1 protein-coding gene is annotated in these 1,614 nt (G+C 56.9%); it reads right to left on the minus strand.

What is annotated here, in order from left to right; all coding sequences use genetic code 11:
• Window positions 1-384: 384 nt before the first annotated feature.
• Window positions 385-957 carry a hypothetical protein gene (locus tag R0J92_RS21330; RefSeq protein ID WP_411053113.1) on the minus strand — a complete coding sequence of 191 codons (573 nt, stop codon included), beginning with the start codon at window positions 955-957 and terminating at the stop codon, window positions 385-387.
• Window positions 958-1,614 lie beyond the last annotated feature (657 nt).

A 1,614-nucleotide genomic window follows, 5' to 3' on the forward strand; every position in this document is an offset into this window, starting at 1 on the left:
CTGCTCATGCTCCATTGCTACCCCCACTGGATTTAAACAGTGAATCCCTCATGCCATTTGTGCAACAAAGCCGGTTGAACTGGTGCTTTGCGTCTATTTTTTTAATTAGGATCCCGGCAGACATGCTGACTGCGACTAGTCGGACACTGACTTTCACTGGGAGCGTCCGCGCTCCCGGCCCAGAGCTGTCATTTGCGCTTGGCGCGGCGCATGGCCGGTTCTGCACCATAGCTTCGCAGGTGCTAAGTGCAGTGGCTGACCGGTCGATTTAGCAGTCAGTCCAAACGCTTCCACTGTCTGCACCCAACCGGGGTCTGAATGCTACACCAAGATGCGATTATCCAGCAGAAACCGGGCGCATTGTTTTGCGCGGTAGGTCAGCCTTCATCTGGCTTTAGGGATTGAGACAAGCCCTTGCTTTGACCATCCGTAGATCGTTGCGCGCGACACGCCGATCATCTTTGCGACGTCTTCGGCACGGGTCCCTTGATCCAGTGCCGCCTGTGCCTTCCGGATATTCTCAGGCGTCGCGAAGCTTGGCGCGCCGATACCCGGACGTTCGGACTTCGCGGAAATACGCAACCCAGCCGCGCCTTTGGCGTTTGTCGGATCAACAAGGTGAGGCTCAAGCCATATTGCCCACCTACGCAAGGCGTTCCCCACCCGCAGCTTCGAAGCTTCGCTGTTGTAGTTCCGGCTGAAACGCGTGCCGATTTCCTCGCCGATTTCGACACCTGTCCGGTGCGGGTCTTCGAGTAGGATTTCCCGTGTGGATTGTAGGGTAGGAGCTTTCATGGCTGCGTGCCGAAGCGTGTCTTCGGCAGATGCGCTGTCAGGTATAAGCGAGTGAACTTTACCGTCACGGACCTCGATCAGCCCCAGCGCCACCAAGTCGGTGCGACTTCGATTTTTGTTCTCAGCGTCCCAATGCGACGTGGGAACAGCTTCACGGGACATTGTGAATTCGAGCGATGCAAAGAGCTGACGGCGGGGCGGTGCCAGCGATGAAGAGGCGTTCGGAGCGCGGACGTTGACCACCGTTATCGCTAAGGATTCTCTGTAGCTCTTCTGAGGGCGCGCCCACCTGCTTCAACACAGCAACGCGCCCTTGGCTGTCTGTACTAAGGAAATTGTCGATTACTGTTGAATCTACACCGATTGAGCGAAGGGGAGACCCTGCGGGAACCGCCATAGGGCGAGCATCACTTAGCCCATCGAGGGCAACGGGCTTGCGCAATACGTGGGGATAAACCGCCAGCGTCGCATCCCGACTCAAAGCGTTCTGCAGCCCCCGTGCTGCGAGGGTCCGGAGCAAAAGTCTGAACAGGTCCTTGTCGCGTGACTTCTTACCTTTCAGGAACTGAGCGGCTCGCTTTCCGATTCCGCCGCTTGGTTCGACATCGTCAACCCGACCGAATTGGATCCATTCGGCGCGTGTCGTGAGTGTCGCGACCACCGCTGAAGCATCACAAGACGGGTTCGGCTTAACGAACCACCCTTTCTCTCTATCGACTAGCTGCCCTTCTAGGTCGTGTTAACAAAAGGGATTCACATCCGCTCGCGGGCGTGATTCAAGCTGGTATCTGTAATGGAGACCAACTTGGCACGAGACCT

The sequence above is a fragment of the Tritonibacter sp. SIMBA_163 genome (genome assembly GCF_046535935.1).
GTDB classification, from domain to species: domain Bacteria; phylum Pseudomonadota; class Alphaproteobacteria; order Rhodobacterales; family Rhodobacteraceae; genus Epibacterium; species Epibacterium scottomollicae.

What these genes read in the sequence shown, in the direction of transcription:
- R0J92_RS21330 (WP_411053113.1), bottom strand. Translation starts at nt 957, where the DNA reads ATGTCCCGTGAAGCTGTTCCCACGTCGCATTGGGACGCTGAGAACAAA.